Here is a 12,789-nt window from a genome sequence, read left to right as displayed (position 1 = left end):
ATGAGTCAAACCATCGAACAGCCGGTCGATGGCGTCCTGGACGCCAGCGGCCTGAATTGCCCGGAACCGGTGATGATGCTGCACCAGCATGTGCGCGACCTGCCGGCCGGTGGCCTGCTCAAGGTGATCGCGACCGACCCTTCGACCCGTCGCGATATTCCCAAGTTCTGCGTCTTCCTCGGCCATGAACTGGTCGATCAGCAGGAGCAGGCTGGCACTTACCTGTACTGGATCCGCAAGAAGCTCGATTAGCGGCGGGAAGCACTGATCCGGATCCGCTGGCGCGCGCTGCGCGTCAGGCGGATCGAGAGCATCAGGGCGGCGCAACTCAGGCCGACGATCAAGCCCTGCCACAATCCGCTCGGACCACTCGGTTCACCGAACCAGTCGGTCAGGCCCAGAAGGTAGCCCACCGGCAGGCCGATCCCCCAGTAGGCGAACAGCGTCAGGATCATGGTCACCCGTGTGTCCTGGTAACCGCGCAGTGCCCCGGCAGCGGTGACCTGGATCACGTCCGAGAGCTGGAACAACGCCGAATACACAATTAGCATGGTCGCCACCTGGATCACCACCGGGTCGGTGGTGTAGACGGTCGCCAGGTGTTCGCGAAACAGCAGCATCAGGCTCGCGGACACGCAGCCGTAGACCAGCGCCGTCGCGATGCCGACCCCGGCGGCGAAACGTGCCTCGCGCGGCTGCTCGCGGCCCAGGGCCTGGCCGACGCGCACGGTGATGGCCATGCCGAGGGAGTAGGGCACCATAAACACCAGGGAGCTGATATTCAGGGCAATCTGGTGCCCGGCCACCACGGTCGCGCCCAGGCTGCCGATCAGCAGGGCGATCACGGCAAAGATGCTCGATTCGGCAAAGACTGCGATCCCGATGGGCAGGCCGACGCTCAGCAGACGCTTGATCACCGCCCACTTTGGCCATTCGAAGTGGCTGAACACCTGGCTCGGCTGATAGACCTTGGCCCAGCGCACCCAGCCGGCCATCCCCAGCATCATCACCCACATGGCAATGGCCGTGGCCCAGCCGCAGCCGGGACCGCCCATGGCCGGCACGCCAAAGTGGCCGTAGATGAAGATGTAGTTCAGCGGAATATTCAATGCCAACCCGCAGATGCCCAATACCATGCTCGGTCGGGTGCGACCCAGGCCATCGCTGAAGCAGCGCAACACATGGTAGAAGGCCACGGTCGGCAGGCCGATGCCAATCCCGCGCAGGTATTGCATGCACGGCTCGATCAGTTCGGGATCAACCTTCATCAGGTGCAGGACCGGCTCGGCATTGAACAGCAGCGCGCTGGCGCCGATCCCCACCACGAGGGCCAGCCACAGAGCCTGACGCACGATCGGCCCGATCTCGCCGTGGGCGCCGGCGCCGTAGCGTTGGGCGACCTTGGGCGTGGTGGCCAGCAGAATACCGGTCATCAGTAGGAACACCGGCACCCAGATCGAGTTACCCAGCGCCACGGCTGCCAGGTCCCGCGGGCCGACTCGCCCGGCCATCACTGCGTCGACAAAGCCCATGGCCGTGTGGGCCAGTTGCGCAATGATGATCGGCAGGGCCAGGCCGAGCAGGTTGCGCAGTTCAAGGCGCGTCCGGGCTGAACGGCCCAGTGGTGGGGAAGCGGGTGCAGCGGGTGTGGCGTTCACCGGTCAGGGCTCCTAGGGTGCAGGCAGATAACGTACAAGGGCGGGGGATTCTACGCGTTGACGCCGCGGTCAGGAAACGCTCGCGTGTAGGCCTTTTGTAATCGTCTGGGCTCGGACCGCAAGCCCGGCTGGCCCGGGCCTGCCAAGTGCGCCTACACTGCGCCTTCGCGAGAGGAGCTTGTCCATGTTGATTGTTGCCGATGAAAATATTCCGTTGCTCGATGCCTTCTTTGCCAGCTTCGGTGAAATCCGCCGTTTGCCCGGTCGAGCCATCGACGCCCAAGCGGTACGCGATGCCGATGTCCTGTTGGTGCGTTCGGTCACGCGGGTCGACCGGGCCCTGCTCGACGGCAGTTCGGTGCGCTTTGTCGGCACCTGCACCATTGGCACCGATCACCTGGACCTGGACTACTTCGAGCAAAACGCCATCGATTGGTCCAGTGCGCCCGGCTGCAATGCCCGGGGCGTGGTCGACTATGTGCTGGGCAGCCTGCTGACCCTGGCCGAAATTGAAGGTGTGGAGCTGTCTTCGCGGACCTACGGTGTGGTCGGTGCCGGCGAAGTCGGCGGGCGTCTGGTCGAGGTACTGCGGGGGCTGGGCTGGAAGGTGCTGGTCTGTGATCCGCCCCGTCAGGCCGTCGAGGGCGGCGACTTTGTCAGCCTGGAGCAGGTGCTCAAGGAATGCGATGTCATCAGCCTGCACACGCCCTTGAGCAAGACCGGCGAGAGGCCGACCTGGCACTTGTTCGACCATGCGCGCCTGAACCGGCTGCGCCCCGGTGCCTGGCTGATCAACGCCAGTCGCGGGGCCGTGGTGGACAACAACGCGCTGCGCGAAGTCCTGCTCGAACGTGAAGACCTGCAGGCCGTGCTGGATGTCTGGGAAGGTGAGCCCCAGGTCGATATTGCCCTGGCCGAGCTTTGTGTATTGGCGACCCCGCACATTGCCGGTTACAGCCTGGATGGCAAGCAGCGTGGGACGGCGCAGATTTATGCGGCCTATTGCGCGGTGCGCGGCGAGGAACCCCGGGTTGTTCTGGCCGACTTGCTGCCCGAGCCCTGGCTGGCCGACGTCACGCTCAATGCCGCAACCGACCCCGACTGGGCGCTGGCGATGCTGTGCCGGGGCGTCTATGACCCGCGCCGCGATGATGCGGATTTCCGCCGCAGTCTGGTGGTCAGTGGCGAAGAACAGCGTCGGGCGTTCGATGTGCTGCGCAAGCAGTACCCGGCGCGCCGTGAGGTCGACGGCTTGCGCGTGCGTATTGATGGTGAGTCGCCGGCGTTGCGGCGCATCGTCCAGGCCCTGGGGGCTCAGGTACTTTAACGGGCGGGCAGAAAAAACCCGGCCTTGGCCGGGTTAATGGGAGTTCGGGCTATCAGCCTTGCTTGGCAGGCTTGACCAGGCGTTGTTCCAGTTCGCGGCACGCTTGCTGGATCATCTCTTCGGTAATCGAGATTTCATTGCCCTGTTCGTCGATAACGGCGCAGCCCAGTTGCTGTGGGCAGGGACGGATCACCGGAACTGCTTGGTGGGTGCTGTTTTGCAAGTCCATGGCCTGTCTCCTCATCAGGTTGTGTGGCTACTCTAGAACCGCTTGATGACCAGGCTATGACAGTGCACTCGTGGGTCTCAGGTCGGCTCTGATAGTCCACCAGAAACCACCGGCCACGGCCAGCCCGACTTTAGATCAATACTTTCTAGGGGCTAGTGTCAGCGGTCATATTTAACCAGACTGATTCGGGTTTACCGAGTTCCCCTGCACGTGGGGCCTGCACTGGGTGTAGTCTCATGGCGACGCCCTATTGGATCGCCCCCTATGTTCTCTTCCCGCCAACGCCAGGCCATTCGCCTGGCCAGTCGTTTTATCGCCCCGTATCGTTGGCACGCCCTGGGGGCCTTGCTCGCGCTGATCGTGACCGCTGGCATTACCTTGTCCATGGGCCAGGGTATCCGCCTGCTGGTCGACCAGGGTTTCATGACCCAGTCACCCCATCTTCTCAACCAGTCCATTGCGCTGTTCATGCTGCTGGTGCTGGGCTTGGCGGTGGGCACCTTTGCCCGTTTCTACCTGGTGTCGTGGATTGGCGAGCGGGTGGTCGCCGATATTCGCCGGCAGGTGTTCAACCATCTGATCTACCTGCATCCAGGCTTCTATGAAAACAACCGCAGCTCGGAAATCCAGTCGCGCCTGACCGCCGACACGACCCTGTTGCAGTCGGTGATCGGTTCGTCGCTGTCGTTGTTTCTGCGCAATGCGTTGATGGTGTTGGGCGGGGTTATCCTGCTGTTCGTCACCAATCCCAAACTCACCAGCATCGTGGTGATAGCGCTGCCGCTGGTGCTGGCGCCGATCCTGATCTTTGGTCGGCGCGTGCGCAGCCTCTCGCGCCTGAGCCAGGACCGTATCGCCGATGTGGGCAGTTATGTCGCCGAAACCCTGGGCCAGATCAAGACCGTGCAGGCCTACAACCACCAACGCGAGGACGAGCGACGCTTTGCCCGCACCGTGGAACAGGCCTTCGAGACCGCACGCAAACGTATTGCCCAGCGGGCCTGGTTGATTACCCTGGTGATCGTGCTGGTGCTCGGCGCCGTGGGGGCCATGCTCTGGGTTGGCGGCATGGATGTGATTGCCGGGCGGATTTCCGGAGGCGAGTTGGCGGCCTTTGTGTTCTACAGCCTGATCGTCGGCAGCGCATTCGGCACCCTGAGCGAGGTGATTGGTGAGTTGCAGCGCGCAGCGGGAGCGGCCGAGCGGATTGGCGAACTGTTGCGCTCGCGCAATGAAATCCAGGCGCCGACCCCGGAGGTGGAGCGCCTGCCGGGGCGAGTCAGTGGGCGCCTGGTGCTGGAAGATCTGCATTTCAGCTACCCGTCGCGACCCGACAGCCAGGCCATCGCTGGCCTGAGCCTGAGGATCGAGGCAGGGGAGACCCTGGCATTGGTCGGGCCGTCAGGCGCGGGGAAGTCGACCTTGTTCGATCTGCTGCTGCGTTTCTACGATCCACAGCAAGGGCGGATTCTGCTCGAAGGCCGGCCACTCACTGAGCTTGATCCCCAGGACCTGCGCCGCTGCTTCGCCCTGGTTGCGCAAAGCCCGGCGCTGTTTTTCGGGAGCGTCGAAGACAATATCCGCTACGGCAACCCGTCTGCGACCTTGGAACAGGTCCACGAGGCGGCACGGATAGCCCATGCCCATGACTTTATTCTGCAGATGCCCGAGGGCTATCAGACCCATCTGGGGGACGGTGGCCTGGGGCTGTCGGGCGGCCAGCGCCAGCGCCTGGCAATTGCCCGGGCCTTGCTGGTGGATGCGCCGATCCTGCTGCTGGACGAAGCCACCAGTGCCCTCGATGCCATGAGCGAACACCTGATCCAGCAAGCCTTGCCACGGCTGATGCAGGGTCGCACCACCCTGGTGATTGCCCACCGGCTGGCGACCGTGCAGAACGCTGATCGTATTGCTGTCATGGATCAAGGACGCCTGGTCGCCGTGGGCACCCATGCCGAGCTGATTGCCGGCAACTCGCTGTATGCACGGCTGGCGGCCCTGCAGTTCAATACGGCCGAGCAGCACGAAATATCATAAAAAACGGCGCCTCTTGGGGCGCCGTTTGGGCTGCGATGAACGGCTTAGCGGTACTGGCACAGATAAGCGGTTTCTTCAGCCACCTTGAGTTGGAACTTGCTGTTGGCGGGCACATTGAACTGGCTGCCGGCCGGGAAGGTTTCCCAGTCGCTGCTATCGGGCAGCTTGACGGTCAGGGCGCCGGACACCACATGCATGATTTCGCGCTGGGCGGTGCCGAATTCGTATTCGCCCGGGGCCATGACGCCGATGGTAGCCGGGCCTTCAGCCGGGGCGAAGGCGATCGACTTGACGGTGCCGTCGAAGTACTCGTTGACTTTGAACATGGGCGATTCCTTAAATAGGGCGAAAAAAGGGCTGGCCAGTATGCCCAAGCCAATTTGCGCCGTCACTCCCCCACACTGGGGCCCTGTAAGGTTGGAGCGGGTCAGGCCGGCAGGATCAATGGCAGCAGGCGCGCGGTGTTGCGCGCATCTTCCAGGGCCCGGTGCTGCTGGCCGCTGAACTGCAGGCCGGCCAGCTGCAGGGCGCTGTTCAGACCCAGCGGGCGCTGCAGCTGGCGGGCCTTGGCAAAGTGTTGCTTGAGGTTGGTATGGGGCAGGTCCTGCAAGACACTGCGCAGTTGCAGGGCCTGCCATTGTTGCTCCAGCTGGCGGCGGTCGTAGTCACCCCAACTGGCCCAGCCCTCCAGGCGGGGCAGATGCTGGCCGAGCCAGCGCTCGAACAGCGGCCAGACAACGCTCAATGGGGCGGCACCGTCGATCTGGGGCTGGCTGATATGGGTCAGTTGGCGGCAGAACGGCGTCAGCAACGGCCGGCGCTGGGGCCGCACGAAGCGCTGGAAGTGATCCAGTTCGCGGCCTTCGCGATTGACCAGCGTGGCGCCGATTTCGATGATTTCCATGTCCGTCACGGGCCAGCCGCCATCATCCGTGGTGGCTTCCAGGTCGATCACCAGCCAGTGCGGCATCTCAAGCTCCATCTACAGCGTTCCAATGTGCGCTAGAGCGTAGCCAATGCCGCCGATTGCGCCTAGTGGGGAGCGTCCAGCGGTGCTTCGATTTCCAGCAGGACCTGATGCCCCCTGACCTGGTCGCCTGGATTGACCTGCAGTCGACGGATCACACCCGCGATGCCGGCCTTGAGCGGGTGCTCCATTTTCATCGCTTCAAGCACCAGCAATAGCTGGCCCTGGCAGACTTCTGTCCCTTCACCGACCCGTACCTCGACAATGGCCCCGTCCATCGGCGCCTTGAGCAGGCCCGAGCCGGCGCTGGCCGTCGCCTGGGTCAATGCGCGGGTACGGTCTTCAATCAGCAGGCTGCCGGGGCGGGTAAACAGCCACAGTTGCCCGCCTGCCAACTGATAGGCGTGGCGAGCGCGTACGCCATCTATCTCCAGGCTGGCCCAGCGGCCATCGGTGCTGTGCAGTTCGACAACGTGCGTGTGCTGGTCAACCCCGACGCTGAAGGCCTGATTCCCCAAGGGTTGCACGCTGACCACCCGCGGTGCGCCGGCGTCGCCCGAAGCGAGCCGATAGTGCTGCGTGCGGCCGCGCTGGTTGCTCCAACCGCTGAGGCTCGCGGCATGCTGACCGGACGCGTGCTGATAGAACAGCACGGCGGCAATCGCCAGCGCCTGGGTTGTGGCGGTGATGGGGTGCAGGCTGGGATCGTCGGCAAAGTGCTCGGCGATAAAGGCGGTGTTCGTCTGCCCGGCGATAAAACCGGGGTGGGTCAGCAGGTTGCGCAGCAGCAACTGATTGCTGGGCACGCCGAGCAGTACGCTGTCTTCCAGCGCACAGAGCAAACGCCGCCGCGCTTCTTCGCGGGTGGCGCCGTGGGCGATCAATTTGCCCAGCAGCGGATCGTAGAACGGCGTAATGCGCTGGCCTTCGACCAGGCCATGGTCGATGCGCACGCCACTGCCGGTCGCGGGCTCCCAGCGCCGTATATCCCCGGTCTGCGGCAGGAAGCCGTGGGCCGGGTCCTCGGCATAGAGGCGCACCTCGATGGCATGTCCCTTGAGTTCCACCTGGTCCTGACGCAACGGCAATGGCTGGCCCGCGGCGATATCCAGTTGCCAGGCCACCAGGTCCACACCGGCAATCAGCTCGGTGACGGGGTGCTCGACCTGCAATCGGGTGTTCATTTCCAGAAAGTAGAAACGCCCCTGGGCGTCGAGCATGAATTCCACGGTACCGGCGCCGACATACTGCACCGCGCGCCCGGCCTTGAGCGCCGCTTCGCCCATGGCCTGGCGCAATTCGGCGGTCATGACCGGGCAGGGCGCTTCTTCGATGACTTTTTGATGGCGCCGCTGGATCGAGCAATCGCGTTCGCCCAGGTGGATCAGTTGGCCGTGCTGGTCGCCAAATATCTGGATTTCCACATGCCGTGGCGCTTGCAGCGCCTGTTCGAGAATCAGTTCGTCACTGCCAAACGCATGCAGGGCCTCCGAGCGGGCGGTGCGCAGTTGTTCGACCAGGGATTCGGGCGCGTGCACCAGGCGCATGCCGCGTCCGCCACCGCCAGCACTGGCCTTGATCATCAGTGGGTAGCCGATACGCGTAGCTTCGCGAATCAGGCTCGCGTCATCCTGGGCCGCCCCCTGGTAGCCGGCGATGCAGGGTACGCCGGCTTCGAGCATGGCGATCTTCGACAGGCGCTTGCTGCCCATCAACTCGATGGCCTCGGCGCTCGGGCCGATAAAGGTCAGGGCCGCCGCGGCGCAGGCGCGGGCGAAGTCGGGGTTTTCCGAGAGAAAGCCATAGCCAGGGTGCACGGCGTCGGCGCCACTGCGACGGGCCGCCTCGATAATCGCCCCAGCATCAAGGTAGGAGCGGGCGACCTGGGCCGGGCCGATGCACACCGCCTCGTCGGCCAGTTGCACATGCAGGGCCTGGGCATCGGCCTGGCTGTAGACCGCGACGGTGCGATAACCCATCGCCCGGGCCGTGCGGATGATCCGGCAGGCGATTTCACCGCGGTTGGCGATCAGGATCTTGCTGAAGGCGGGCATGGGCAGGTCCTTGAGGCATGTCTTGGGAGGCGAGGGTGGGAGCGGTTCAGCGAGCCCAGTTCGGTGGACGCTTTTGCATAAACGCCAGGGTGCCTTCGCTGCCTTCCGGGCCGGTCACCGCGGCGGCGAACGCCTGGGCGGCCTCATCCAGCAGCGGGCTCAGGGGCTGTTCCAGGCTGGCGAGCAAGAGCGCCTTGGTCGCGGCATTCGCCCCGGGGGCGCAGCGCAGGACCTGCCTGAGCACTTCATCCACGCGTTCGGCCAAGGCCTGGGTATCGCGCTCGACAAACTGCACCAGCCCCAGGCGCTGGGCCTCATGGCCGTCGAAGCGGGCGGCGGTCAGGGCCAGGCGGCGCGCTTGGGTCAGGCCGATCCGCTGGACGACAAAGGGGGCGATTTGGGCCGGCAAGAGGCCCAGGCTGGTTTCCGGCAGGCCGAACTGCGCAGTGTCAGCGCTGATGGCGATATCGCTGACACAGACCAGGCCCAGGCCACCGCCCAGCACGGCCCCCTGCAGCACGGTTATCACCACCTGGGGGGCGCGCTGGGATTCTTCGAGCAGCGCGCCAAAGGCGCGGTTCAACGCTTGATAGGCTGGAGCGCCGGCGGCACGGGCGCTGGCCATGTCCTTGAGATCGGCTCCGGCGCAGAAGTGCCCATGGGCACCGCTCAGAACCAGCGCCCGAACCTCGCGGTCTTCGTGCACGGCGGCGAGCACCGCACGCAGTTCATGGACCATCTGCAGGCTCATGGCATTGCGGCTGTCGTGTCGGTCGAGGGTGATATGCAGCACTCCCGGGTGCTGCTCCAGGCGCAGGGTGGTGCAGCTTGGCAGGGTGCTCATGGTTTCTTTTTCCCCGGCAGGATGCCCATCAGCTTGCAGATAATGCCCAGCATGATTTCATCGGCGCCGCCGCCAATAGACACCAGCCGCACATCGCGATAGGCGCGGGCCACCGGGTTGTCCCACATAAAGCCCATGCCACCCCAGTACTGCAGGCAGCTGTCGCTGACCTCGCGGCCCAGGCGGCCGGCCTTGAGCTTGGCCATGGAGGCCAGGCGCGTCACATCCTGGCCGCGTACATACTGCTCGGTGGCCTGGTAGACCAGAGCCCGCAGGCATTCGATTTCGGTTTGCAGTTCGGCCAGGCGGAAGTGGATGACCTGGTTGTCGATCAACCGGGTACCAAAGGTCTGGCGTTCGCGGCAGTACTCGATAGTGCTGTCGATGCAGTGCTCCAGCCCCTTGAGCATATTGGCCGCGCCAAACAGACGTTCTTCCTGGAACTGCAGCATTTGCATCATAAAGCCCGCGCCTTCATGGCCGATGCGGTTGCGCTGGGGCACGCGTACGTCGTCGAAAAACACCTGGGCAGTTTCTGAACTGCGCATGCCCAGTTTGTCCAGCGGCGCGCTCAGGCTGATACCGGGGCTGTTCATCGGCACCATGATCAGCGATTTGTTGATATGGGGCTTGTCGTCCGAGGTGTTGGCCAGCAGGCAGATAAAGTCGGCGCTGGGCGAGTTGGTGATCCACATCTTGCTGCCGTTGATCACATAGTCATCGCCGTCCTTGCGCGCATGGGTCTTGAGCCCCGCCACATCGGAGCCGGCGCCGACCTCGGAAACCCCGATGCAGCCAACCTGTTCGCCGCTGATGGCCGGGCGCAGAAACTCCTCGCGCAGGCTGTCCGAGCCGAAGCGCGCCAGGGCCGGCGTACACATATCGGTTTGCACGCCAATGGCCATGGGAATCCCGCCGCAATGGATGCGCCCGAACTCCTCGGCGGCCACCACCGAGTAGCTGTAGTCCAGGCCCATGCCGCCAAACTGTTCTGGCTTGGAGATCCCCAGCAGGCCCAGTTCGCCGGCCTGGCGAAAGAGGGCGTGGATCGGAAAACGCCCGGCTTTTTCCCATGCATCGACATGGGGATTGATCTCGCGCTCGACAAAGGCGCGTACGGTCTGGCGCAGTGCTTCATGTTCCGGGGTGAAAATCATGCTTGTTCTCCTGGTTGAGCACCGATCAAAAACGCGCGACGCCGAAGCTGTTGCCCTTGAGCTGCCGCTGCTCGGCCTCGGCGCAGGTGTCGAGCAAAAAACCGAGCAGGGTACGGCTGTCCCGCGGGTCGATCAGGCCGTCGTCCCACAGGCTGGCGGTGCCATAGAGGGCGCTGGACTGGCTGTCGAGCTTGTGCGCGGCGGCCTGCTCAAGCATCGCCAGCATCTGTGGGTCCGGTGTCAGGCCTGCCTTGAGCTGCTTGGCCTCGGTGACGATACGTAGCACCTTGCCGGCCTGGGCGGCGCCCATCACTGCCGTGCGGCTATTGGGCCAGGCAAAGATAAACCGCGGGTCCAGGCCACGCCCGCACATGGCGTAGTTGCCTGCGCCGTAGGAGCCGCCGACCACCAGGGTGAGTTTGGGGACGCGGGCATTGGCCACCGCCTGGATCAGCTTGGCGCCGTGCTTGATGACGCCTTGCTGTTCGGCTTCTGTACCGACCATGAAACCGGTGGTGTTATGAAAAAACAGCAGCGGCGTACCGCTCTGATCGCACAGCTGGATAAATTGCGCGGCTTTGGCCGCGCCCTTTGGCGTGATCGGGCCGTTATTGCCGATCAGCCCGCAGGCCCGTCCCTGAATGCGCAGATGGCCGCAGACGGTGAGGCTGTCGAACTCGGCCTTGAATTCGAGAAAATTCGAGCCATCGGCCAGACGGGCGACGATCTCACGCACGTCATAGGGTTTTTTCGGATCGTCGGGAATCAACCCCAGCAGTTCCTCGATAGGGTAGAGCGGCTCGGCATAGGCCGGCGGTGTGCGCTCGGGCAGCCGGTCATTCCAGGGCAGCAGGCTGACAATCTCGCGCACGATGCGCAGCCCGTCGGCATCGTCTTCTGCCAGGTACTCGGCGGTGCCGGCGACCTGGGCGTGCATCCGGGCGCCACCGAGTTCTTCATCGGTCGCGACTTCGCCCGTGGCGGCCTTGAGCAGTGGCGGGCCGGCGAGAAACAGCTTGGCCTTGTCGCGCACCACCACCACGTAATCCGACAGCCCGGGCTGATAGGCACCACCGGCGGTGGACGAGCCGTGGACCACGGTGATCTGCGGCAACCCCATGGCCGACATCCGCGCCTGATTGGCAAAGCCACGCGCGCCCTCGACAAAGATCTCGGCGGCGTAGTTAAGGTTGGCCCCGCCGCTTTCGGTCAGGGTCAGCACTGGCAGCCGGTTTTCTATGGCGATCTGCTGTAGGCGCAGGGTTTTTTTCAGGCCGCTGGGGGAAATGGTCCCGCCCTTGATGGCGCTGTTGTTGGCCACCACCAGCACCCGCACGCCGGACACAAAACTAATTCCGGCGATCAGGCCGCCGCCGGCCTGGCTGCCGTCCTTATCGTCGTGCAGCTTGTAACCGGCCAGGCCGGCCAGCTCAAGAAACGGCGCCCCTGGGTCGAGCAGCAATTCCAGGCGTTCCCGGGGCAGCAGTTGCCCGCGCTGTTCGAACTTGGCTTTGGCCTGGGCGGCCTTGAGCAACAGGTTGTCCTCCAGTTGGCGCCAGTGCTCGATGCTGGAAAGCATTGCCGCGCGATGGCGAGCGTAATCGGCGCTCTGGGGATCGAGTTGGGAGGCAATGAGCGGCATGGTTCAGTCCTCGTCCTTGAGCACATCCGGCAGACAGGCACGGTGGAAGCCATTGAAGGCTTCGCCGTGCTGCGCCGGGTGCAGTGGCCAGGCCCGCCCGCCAAGGCTGGCGGCGCCGTCGATGCGCAAGGTGCTGCCGCTGATAAAGGCCGCCGCCGGGCTCAGCAGAAATACAATCGCGGCGCTGACTTCCGACTCGGTGCCGATGCGTTTGAGTGGCACCTGCTCGCGCAGGGTCGGGATCACTTTCTGGAACGCCCCTTCGTAGGTGTCCATGCCGCTGGAGGCAATCCAGCCCGGCGCGACGGCGTTGACCCGCACACCGGCATAGCCCCATTCGACGGCTGCGGTCTTGGTGAAGTTATCCATGCCTGAGCGCGCAGCGCCGGAGTGGCCCATACCGGGCATGCCCCCCCACATGTCGGCGAGCATATTGACGATACTGCCGCCGTGCTGGCTCATGGACTGGTTGAAGACCTCGCGGGCCATCAGGAAGCCGCCGACCAGGTTGGTGCGCAGCACCGTTTCAAAGCCTTTCTGATTGATCGTCGCCAGGGGCGCGGGGTATTGGCCGCCGGCATTATTGACCAGCCCGTGGATCGGTCCGTGTTGGGCAATCCATTCGGCGACCAGGGCGCGAACGGCCTCTTCGTCGCGAATATCGCAAGCACGCCAGTTGGCCTGGCCGCCGTCTTCGCGGATTTCCCCGGCGACCTTTGCCAGCTTTTCCGGTGTGCGTCCCACCAGCAGTACATGGGCGCCCAGGGCGGCCAGTTCATGGGCGGTGCAGCGGCCGATGCCGCTGCCACCGCCGGTGACGATCAGGGTCTGGCCGCGAAACAGCTCGGCTTTGAACACGCTAGCGTAGGCCACG

At 64.4% G+C, this 12,789-nt stretch carries 12 protein-coding genes; 3 read left to right on the top strand and 9 right to left on the bottom strand.

Going from position 1 to position 12,789, the window contains the following annotated elements; all coding sequences use genetic code 11:
- Nucleotides 1-252, top strand: a complete 252-nt coding sequence (tusA, locus tag NPS46_RS19960) for a sulfurtransferase TusA (protein ID WP_425312767.1) — start codon at nt 1-3, stop codon at nt 250-252.
- On the opposite strand, the gene NPS46_RS19955 is transcribed toward tusA, so the two are convergent.
- Nucleotides 249-1,658, bottom strand: a complete 1,410-nt coding sequence (locus tag NPS46_RS19955) for an MATE family efflux transporter (RefSeq protein WP_274110179.1) — start codon at nt 1,656-1,658, stop codon at nt 249-251. The two genes, tusA and NPS46_RS19955, sit on opposite strands and share 4 nt — an antisense overlap.
- A gap of 184 nt (nt 1,659-1,842) precedes the next feature.
- On the opposite strand from NPS46_RS19955, the gene pdxB reads away from it, so the two are divergent.
- Nucleotides 1,843-2,985, top strand: coding sequence for a 4-phosphoerythronate dehydrogenase PdxB (pdxB, locus tag NPS46_RS19950; RefSeq protein WP_274110177.1), 1,143 nt, complete (start codon nt 1,843-1,845; stop codon nt 2,983-2,985).
- A 52-nt stretch (nt 2,986-3,037) separates the two neighbouring features.
- On the opposite strand, the gene NPS46_RS19945 is transcribed toward pdxB, so the two are convergent.
- Entirely contained in the window at nt 3,038-3,214 is a 177-nt protein-coding gene (locus NPS46_RS19945) for a PA1571 family protein (RefSeq protein WP_274110175.1), read from the bottom strand.
- A 264-nt stretch (nt 3,215-3,478) separates the two neighbouring features.
- Between NPS46_RS19945 and NPS46_RS19940 the strand changes: the two genes are divergently transcribed.
- On the top strand, nt 3,479-5,251 hold the full coding sequence (locus tag NPS46_RS19940) for an ABC transporter transmembrane domain-containing protein (RefSeq protein WP_274110173.1): 1,773 nt from the start codon (nt 3,479-3,481) through the stop codon (nt 5,249-5,251).
- Nucleotides 5,252-5,295: 44 nt separating this feature from the next.
- Here the strand turns inward: NPS46_RS19940 and NPS46_RS19935 are convergent, their stop codons facing one another.
- The 7 genes from NPS46_RS19935 to NPS46_RS19905 form a co-directional block, all read right to left on the bottom strand.
- Nucleotides 5,296-5,577, bottom strand: coding sequence for a pyrimidine/purine nucleoside phosphorylase (locus NPS46_RS19935; RefSeq protein ID WP_274110171.1), 282 nt, complete (start codon nt 5,575-5,577; stop codon nt 5,296-5,298).
- Nucleotides 5,578-5,678: 101 nt separating this feature from the next.
- On the bottom strand, nt 5,679-6,221 hold the full coding sequence (locus NPS46_RS19930; protein WP_274110169.1) for an exonuclease domain-containing protein: 543 nt from the start codon (nt 6,219-6,221) through the stop codon (nt 5,679-5,681).
- Nucleotides 6,222-6,283: 62 nt separating this feature from the next.
- Complete coding sequence (locus NPS46_RS19925) at nt 6,284-8,272, bottom strand: acetyl/propionyl/methylcrotonyl-CoA carboxylase subunit alpha (protein WP_274110167.1); 1,989 nt, start codon at nt 8,270-8,272, stop codon at nt 6,284-6,286.
- Nucleotides 8,273-8,318: 46 nt separating this feature from the next.
- On the bottom strand, nt 8,319-9,116 hold the full coding sequence (locus tag NPS46_RS19920; protein ID WP_274110165.1) for an enoyl-CoA hydratase/isomerase family protein: 798 nt from the start codon (nt 9,114-9,116) through the stop codon (nt 8,319-8,321).
- A complete protein-coding gene (atuD, locus tag NPS46_RS19915; RefSeq protein ID WP_274110163.1) occupies nt 9,113-10,273 on the bottom strand; it encodes a citronellyl-CoA dehydrogenase in 1,161 nt (386 codons plus the stop codon). Before atuD ends, NPS46_RS19920 begins: the two co-directional genes overlap by 4 nt.
- 25 nt (nt 10,274-10,298) lie before the next feature.
- The gene (gene atuC, locus NPS46_RS19910; protein ID WP_274110161.1) at nt 10,299-11,915 is read right to left on the bottom strand and encodes a geranyl-CoA carboxylase subunit beta; all 1,617 of its coding nucleotides are present in this window, start codon (nt 11,913-11,915) and stop codon (nt 10,299-10,301) included.
- A gap of 3 nt (nt 11,916-11,918) precedes the next feature.
- Nucleotides 11,919-12,788, bottom strand: coding sequence for an SDR family oxidoreductase (locus tag NPS46_RS19905; protein WP_274110159.1), 870 nt, complete (start codon nt 12,786-12,788; stop codon nt 11,919-11,921).
- Nucleotide 12,789 lies beyond the last annotated feature (1 nt).

Source organism: Pseudomonas putida, assembly GCF_028682395.1.
GTDB classification, from domain to species: domain Bacteria; phylum Pseudomonadota; class Gammaproteobacteria; order Pseudomonadales; family Pseudomonadaceae; genus Aquipseudomonas; species Aquipseudomonas putida_AB.
This window is presented reverse-complemented; position numbering and strand designations above follow the sequence as displayed.

What these genes read in the sequence shown, in the direction of transcription:
- NPS46_RS19935 (WP_274110171.1), bottom strand. Translation starts at nt 5,577, where the DNA reads ATGTTCAAAGTCAACGAGTACTTCGACGGCACCGTCAAGTCGATCGCC.
- atuD (WP_274110163.1), bottom strand. Translation starts at nt 10,273, where the DNA reads ATGATTTTCACCCCGGAACATGAAGCACTGCGCCAGACCGTACGCGCC.
- NPS46_RS19925 (WP_274110167.1), bottom strand. Translation starts at nt 8,272, where the DNA reads ATGCCCGCCTTCAGCAAGATCCTGATCGCCAACCGCGGTGAAATCGCC.
- pdxB (WP_274110177.1), top strand. Translation starts at nt 1,843, where the DNA reads ATGTTGATTGTTGCCGATGAAAATATTCCGTTGCTCGATGCCTTCTTT.
- NPS46_RS19930 (WP_274110169.1), bottom strand. Translation starts at nt 6,221, where the DNA reads ATGCCGCACTGGCTGGTGATCGACCTGGAAGCCACCACGGATGATGGC.
- atuC (WP_274110161.1), bottom strand. Translation starts at nt 11,915, where the DNA reads ATGCCGCTCATTGCCTCCCAACTCGATCCCCAGAGCGCCGATTACGCT.
- tusA (WP_425312767.1), top strand. Translation starts at nt 1, where the DNA reads ATGAGTCAAACCATCGAACAGCCGGTCGATGGCGTCCTGGACGCCAGC.
- NPS46_RS19940 (WP_274110173.1), top strand. Translation starts at nt 3,479, where the DNA reads ATGTTCTCTTCCCGCCAACGCCAGGCCATTCGCCTGGCCAGTCGTTTT.
- NPS46_RS19945 (WP_274110175.1), bottom strand. Translation starts at nt 3,214, where the DNA reads ATGGACTTGCAAAACAGCACCCACCAAGCAGTTCCGGTGATCCGTCCC.
- NPS46_RS19920 (WP_274110165.1), bottom strand. Translation starts at nt 9,116, where the DNA reads ATGAGCACCCTGCCAAGCTGCACCACCCTGCGCCTGGAGCAGCACCCG.